Consider the following 5162-nt stretch of genomic DNA (forward strand, 5'->3'; position numbering starts at 1 on the left):
GATTGTTCCACGTGCCAATGTGGAACTCATCGAAGGATAATCATTTATGCAATACCGGATATTCAAGCTTGCACTGATTTTACTGCTGTTGCCCCTGGTCTCTGTCTCAGGGTTATCAGTAATTCGAGCAGCCGAACCACCAGCGCCTCCTGCTGACTTTCGAGCCGAGGATGTTCCCGGGGATGCGGGCACTGCCATTGATCTGTTCTGGACACTTTCGCCGGATGATCAACCCGATCTCAAACCGCGCAAGGTTTTACGATATGTCATCTCTCGAAAGGAAGCAGATAACGAAGAATCAAAGTTTGAAAATATCGGCGAGCCCACTTATCGGGTCAACACCTTTCGGGATTCGAACTGTGAAGCTGGTACTCCCTATCTCTACCAGATCGAAGCCGTCGGCCAGGAGAGCCTGACATCGAAACCCGTCGTCCTCAATGAGCCAGTCATCGCCTCGCTGCAATGGTTTAACCTGCAGCGCAGCTGGTTCGCAGTCTTTGTGGTATTGATCTGCGGCTCAGTCATCGTCTTCATCAGACTCGCACGGAGCGGTAAAAAACTGAAAGTCAGAAAAATTGCGGGCCTGGAAGCAATTAACGATGCAGTGGGCCGTGCGACTGAAATGGGGCGATCCTGCCTGTTCGTCCCCGGGATTCAGGATATCAATGACATTCAGACTGTCGCCGGCATTACGATTCTCGCGCAGGTGGCAGAGACAACAGCAGACTATCGCGCCCAGCTGGAAGTCCCGACTTCCCGCTCCCTGGTAATGACGACGGCCCGGGATACCGTGGAAGCCGCTTACTTGTCAGCAGGGCGACCCGATGAGTACAACGAAGATGACATCTACTACATCACCGACGAACAGTTCGGATATGTTGCCAGCGTTACGGGTAAAATGGTCCGGGACAAACCGGCGGCCTGTTTTTACATGGGTGCGTTTTACGCCGAGTCACTGATCCTGGCGGAGACCGGCAACTCGGTCGGCGCGATTCAGGTCGCAGGCACCGCGATGCCGACCCAGCTCCCCTTCTTCGTCGCTGCCTGCGATTTCACTCTGATCGGTGAAGAGTTCTTTGCTGCTTCCGCTTACCTGTCAGGTGAACCCCAGCAGCTGGGCAGCCTGAAGGGACAGGACTTTGGAAAACTGATTGGAGGCCTGCTGCTGATTGCCGGCTGCCTCATTATGACCCTCTCCTCAATCCAGTCACGTGGAGTCGCTCCCGATAATCAGGAGCCGACTTACCTGCAGTCCGCGTCGAACTACATCATAGAGAATATCCTCGGTAAAGGAGGTTTCAAATAATGAAGCGAACCATCCCCCTGCTGATTTCCGCGATTACGGGGTTCGTCCTGATTGGAACCGCGTTTATCCCCCTGTTCGTGGACTGGGGTAATATTGCAATGTCCTGGTTCAATCTGCTTGCTGCATTTGCTTTCATCCTCGGCGGTGGCAACCTGCTCAAGATGCAGCTGCAGAAAATATCTGCACAACAACCAGGCTGGGGCTATGCGGCCGTCACCCTGATTGCATTTTTCATTACTCTTTTTGTCGGGCTGGCTAAAGTGGGCGTACACCCGAATGTGAAGTTCCCGGAATTTGCCTGGTCGGGGGATTACCTGCAGGAAGACGGCGTCTTCTGGTGGCTGTTCGAATATATTTTCACGCCGCTCTCTGCCACCATGTTTGCCCTGCTGGCGTTTTATATTTCTTCCGCCGCCTTTCGGGCTTTCCGTGCCAAAAACACGGAAGCCACGATTCTGCTGATCATTGCCGTCATCATTTTACTGGGACGCACTTACGCCAGTGTCTGGCTGACAGGCTGGTTTCCGGATGAATTTATTATCGGCGAGAGCGGCATCAAATACAGTGATTTTAATCTGCAGAATTTATCGGAAATCATCATGGAAGACTTTACCACGCCGGGGATGCGGGCCATCAAGATTGGAATTGCCCTGGGTGTGGCTTCCACTTCGCTGAAAGTTTTATTAGGCGTTGACCGTTCTTACCTTGGCTCGGATCAGGAGGCGTAATCAATGCTGGACTTTCTACAACATCTGGATCGTCGCTGGATCTTTTTCCTGATGTTTATCGCCGTTGCCGTTCCCCTCATCATGGGCACGACATTTCCTGAAGTCCCCTCGGATCAGGTGATGGCGGTTTTTGATGCCGTCGATAATCTGCCCGATGGTTCCAACGTGGTCATGGCTCTGGATTATGATCCTGCCAGCCAGGGAGAACTCCAGCCCATGGCGTCTGCCTTCGCCCGACATTGCGCCATCAAAAAACATAACATCTATTTTATGACACTCTGGCCTCAGGGGATTTCCATGATCCAGAATTCGATCGGCATCCTGCAGGATGAATACCCTGAGACCTACAAAGGCAAATACGGCACAAAATACGTCAACCTTGGATTCCGGGCCGGCAACGAAGGCGTGATTAAACTCGTCGTGGAAGATCTGAAAAAGTCCTACTCCACGGACATTCACGGCACAAACCTCGATAATATCCCCCTCACAAAGAACCTCAAAAACATTCAGCAGGTCGACCTGTTGTGTAATGTCAGCGCCGGCTATCCCGGCTCACAGGAATGGGTGCTGTATGGCTCTTCCCCCTTTGATATTCCCACTGTCGTGGGTTGCACCGGAGTCCAGGCCCCGATCATGCTGCCTTACATCCCCGACCAGCTGACGGGCATGCTGGCTGCAATCAAAGGAGCCGCCGAATACGAACAGGCGATTATCAACGCATACCCCGAACTGGAAAACAATCCGAACGCCAAGGAAGGCCTGGTTCGCATGGGACCTCAGCTGGTAGCACATCTTCTGCTCATCAGCCTGATATTTTTAGGTAACGTGATTTATTTCTGGGAACGAAAACAGGGACTGCATCAATGAAGCAATCAACACTCATCTGGACAATCTTGATGGTCGCCGGTGGTGCATTTCTGCTGTTCCAGGCAAGCAAAGGAAATGGTCGCGTCTACGTGCGTGAAATCCCCGTCGAAGCCCAGGCGTCTCAGCCCGAGGGAGAGGAACAGGTTTATCGCTGGACGCGATATCAACAGGTGACGGAAGCGGAAAAAGGGGAACCAGACGTTCGCTTCAGTTTGTCACGCACGCTGGGTCTGTGGGTCGCCGCATTTAGTACTCTGGCCATTTTTTCCTTTCTGTACGGCGATAACCCGATCTATAAATTTACGGAATCAGTATTTGTCGGAGTTTCTGCGGCCTACGCGATGGTCGTCGCGTTCTGGACAGAAATCATGACCAACCTGTACGCGAAACTTCTGCCAGGCCTGGCACGCATTACCTTTTATCCTGATATTGATTCCACAGCCAGGCCGGACTATCTCTATCTGATCCCGCTCGTCTTGAGTATTTTATTGTTATGGCGTCTATCCCCCAAAGGAAGCTGGATTGCCCGCTGGCCACTCGCATTCTTTATCGGTGCCACGGCCGGAATCCGCCTGATCAGCTATCTGGAAACGGACTTTGTGGGACAGTTGCAAAGTACCGTCATGCCCTTCATTGTGTTTGCCTCCGATGGCTCTCTGCTGTGGATCAAATCACTACGAAATACCATCTTTATCGTGGGCGTGGTCTCCTGCATGATCTATTTCTTCTTCTCCATCGAACATGAAGGAGTCGTCAAATATATTTCCCGTCTGGGGATCTGGTTTTTGATGGTTACCTTTGGCGCAAGCTTTGCCTATACCGTGATGGGCAGAATCGCATTGCTCAGTGGCCGACTCGTGTTCCTGTTCAATGACTGGCTGGGAATTTGATTTACTGTGTACCGTGAAAAAATGCCGGTAGATCTGTATGGGAAAGTGTAACTGATTTACCCTCATCAATCTGAGTAAACCACAGGCACCAGATTACTTATGGATGAGGTTCCTTTAAGGATCAGATGAAGATCTGTTTTTTGTGAAAAGCAGTTACTTTCTACGCTACGCGTTCATTTGCTCATCTGCTATATTTGGATTCAGCCCACCGGTCGCCCGCCCCGGGTTAATACCTCAAATAATCCAGGTAAGAAATAAATTGTAATGAATTCGCAGTCGACTGCTGACGCAGAGCTGAATGCAACCTCCCCCGAACTCACCCTCCCCACTTACAAATATTTTCCCGGCTGGTCCATGCTGGGAATCGCGGCGCTGGCGCAGTTTTTATCCGCCCCCGGCCAGTCTTTCTCCGTCGCTGTTTTTAAAGATCCCATGCGAGCCTCCCTGGGGTTAACCGAGACGCAATACTCACTGGCTTACGGGTTTGCCACAATCGTCAGTGCCTGCCTGCTCCCGTTTGTCGGGCGTTTGCTGGACCACTTTGGCGCAAGAATCATTCTGCCCATCATCGCCGTGGGCCTCGCTGCCGCCTGCTTCTTCATGTCGCGGATTCACTCACTGTCGGAACTTTATATCGGATTCAGTCTCGTTCGCAGCCTGGGACAAGGTGCCCTCACTTTAATTTCCGTCTGGATGGTGGGAGAATGGTTCGAGAAAAAACGGGGACGTGCCACGGCACTTGCTGGATTTGGCAGTGCCTTCTCCGTGATGACCATACCTCTGCTGAACAGCTGGTTGATTACCCATTATGGCTGGCAGACCGGCTGGCTTGTTCACGCGGTCACGGTCGCCGTCTGCCTGATTCTGCCTGGAATCTTTATTGTCAGAAATCGTCCGGAAGACCTGGGACTGCACCCGGATGGAATCGACCCCGCAGACGAACCGGAACCTGAGCCTGAGCTCCCCGGTGCCCGACAGAAACGCCCTCTGATCACCGCGACCATTGAATCCTGGACTGTCCGCCAGGTTTTACGCGACCCGACTTTCTGGAAACTTCTGACGGTCATCACGACTCATGCATTAGTGGGAACCGGACTTGTGTTTCACCAGATCGCCCTGCTGGGCAGTCACGGTGTTCCCATGAACTGGGCCATTCGCATGATGTCCTTTCAGGCGATCTGCGCTACCGTACTGATGTTTCCGGCTGGCTGGCTGACCGACCGTTTTCCCAGTCGTTATATTCTATGTGGCTCCATGCTCTGTCTGTCATTGGCGAATCTGATTGTCCTCACGATGCCTGCCCTGTGGATGGTGGTCGTGTATACTTTTCTGCTCGGTTTGACAGGCAGCGTGTTTCGCAGTACGGCAGAT

Annotated in this window: 5 protein-coding genes; all 5 read left to right on the forward strand. The window is 52.3% G+C overall.

Annotated elements, in window-relative coordinates:
• The first annotated feature begins 46 nt into the window (after positions 1 to 46).
• Entirely contained in the window at positions 47 to 1306 is a 1260-nt protein-coding gene (locus AACZ40_RS28075; RefSeq protein ID WP_291167206.1) for a DUF6754 domain-containing protein, read from the forward strand.
• On the forward strand, positions 1306 to 2034 hold the full coding sequence (locus AACZ40_RS28080) for a hypothetical protein (protein ID WP_291167203.1): 729 nt from the start codon (positions 1306 to 1308) through the stop codon (positions 2032 to 2034). The genes AACZ40_RS28075 and AACZ40_RS28080 overlap by 1 nt, the downstream gene beginning before the upstream one ends.
• Before the next feature lie 3 nt (positions 2035 to 2037).
• The gene (locus tag AACZ40_RS28085; protein WP_291167201.1) at positions 2038 to 2901 is read left to right on the forward strand and encodes a hypothetical protein; all 864 of its coding nucleotides are present in this window, start codon (positions 2038 to 2040) and stop codon (positions 2899 to 2901) included.
• Positions 2898 to 3791: a hypothetical protein gene (locus AACZ40_RS28090; protein WP_291167199.1), complete on the forward strand. Its 894-nt coding sequence runs from the start codon at positions 2898 to 2900 to the stop codon at positions 3789 to 3791. Before AACZ40_RS28085 ends, AACZ40_RS28090 begins: the two co-directional genes overlap by 4 nt.
• Before the next feature lie 264 nt (positions 3792 to 4055).
• Positions 4056 to 5162, forward strand: a 1107-nt coding sequence (locus AACZ40_RS28095) for an MFS transporter (RefSeq protein WP_339676880.1), incomplete at its 3' end; no start/stop codon positions are given.

Origin of the sequence: uncultured Gimesia sp., assembly GCF_963972345.1 — a bacterium.
GTDB lineage: Bacteria > Planctomycetota > Planctomycetia > Planctomycetales > Planctomycetaceae > Gimesia.

Excerpts from the sequence above, each read along its gene's own strand:
- AACZ40_RS28075 (WP_291167206.1), top strand. The coding sequence starts at position 47 with ATGCAATACCGGATATTCAAGCTTGCACTGATTTTACTGCTGTTGCCC.
- AACZ40_RS28080 (WP_291167203.1), top strand. The coding sequence starts at position 1,306 with ATGAAGCGAACCATCCCCCTGCTGATTTCCGCGATTACGGGGTTCGTC.
- AACZ40_RS28090 (WP_291167199.1), top strand. The coding sequence starts at position 2,898 with ATGAAGCAATCAACACTCATCTGGACAATCTTGATGGTCGCCGGTGGT.
- AACZ40_RS28085 (WP_291167201.1), top strand. The coding sequence starts at position 2,038 with ATGCTGGACTTTCTACAACATCTGGATCGTCGCTGGATCTTTTTCCTG.